This is a genomic window from Collinsella aerofaciens, assembly GCF_040910185.1.
In the GTDB taxonomy this organism is placed as follows: Bacteria; Actinomycetota; Coriobacteriia; order Coriobacteriales; family Coriobacteriaceae; genus Collinsella; species Collinsella aerofaciens_BF.
Map to the genome: position 1 here is coordinate 1 of NZ_JBDGBA010000052.1, position 1,103 is coordinate 1,103.

General features: G+C 69.2%; 1 protein-coding gene. It reads right to left on the reverse strand.

The genetic code is table 11. The features are described 5' to 3' along the window. Nucleotides 1–1,051, reverse strand: a 1,051-nt coding sequence (locus tag AB5Z54_RS09855) for an IS3 family transposase (protein ID WP_368161420.1), incomplete at its 3' end; no start/stop codon positions are given. Nucleotides 1,052–1,103: the final 52 nt, after the last annotated feature.

Below are 1,103 nucleotides of genomic sequence, written 5' to 3' on the forward strand. Positions count from 1 at the left end.
GGCCGAAGAAGCCCTCGCAGGCCGAGTTGTCCGGGCTGCAGCCCTTCGCGGACATGCTCCTGGCCAGCCCGTTCTCCTCGCAGATCCCGATCCACTCCGGCCAGCGGTAGTGGCCGCCGCGGTCCGAGTGGATCGTCGTGCGGGCGCCCGCCGGCCTGGCCGCGCAGGCCTTGAGCAGGCTCGAGTTCGCGAGGCGCTTGTCGGGGTGCAGCCCGATCGACCAGGCGACGGGCATCCCGTCGAAGCAGTCGACTATCGGGCTCAGGTAGACCTTCTCGCCGCCCGGGAGCCTGAACTCGGTGATGTCGGTGAGCCACAGCCGGTTGGGCTCGTCGGCGTGGAAATTCCTGTTCACGAGGTTCTCCGGTGCCTTGGAGACCTCGCCGGCGTAGGAGCTGTAGCCCCGGGCGCGCCTCTTGTTGTAGACGACCTCGAGGCCCTCCTCGCGCATCACGCGGGCCACGCGCTTCTCACTGGCGCGGACCCCCTCGCGGCGCAGGCGCGCCCAGACGGTGCGGTACCCCCAGCACCCCGAGCCCTCGCGGAAGATGCGCACCACGCGGTCGCGTATGTCGGCGTCGCGGTCGCGCGGTGCGGCGACGCGGGGCCTCCAGTACTCATAGGAGCTCTTCGATATCCTCAAGAAACCTGTGATCGAGCGGAGGGGCAGGGCGGTCGCCCGCCTCAATCTCTCGCCGAGCTCGCACTTGCTCCTGTTCGAGATCGAAGCCGGGTCCCACCCTTCCGCTTTTAGGTCGGCCAACACCGCCCTGAGCAGCAGGTTCTCTATCTGGTCCTCGTTGAGCCCGGCGAGCGGGCCGGTCGCGGGCGGGGCGTAGATCGACTTGTCGGGGCCCAAGCTGGCCTCCTTCCGGCGCGGTTTCCTCGCACCGATTCTACAGCGCGCCCCGGTGTAGCTGTGCGGGAGGTGCCCCGTCGCCCACTTCTTGGCCGCGCCCACCGAGACCCCCGCGAACTTCGCGGCGGCGGTCGGCCCCATGCCGTCCTCCGTCGCCAGGAGGAAGAGCTCGACCTTCTCCCTGCTGTACATGCGAACCTCCAGTCCGGACCGCTTCACGGTCCAACTTTCTGTCCGCACCCCC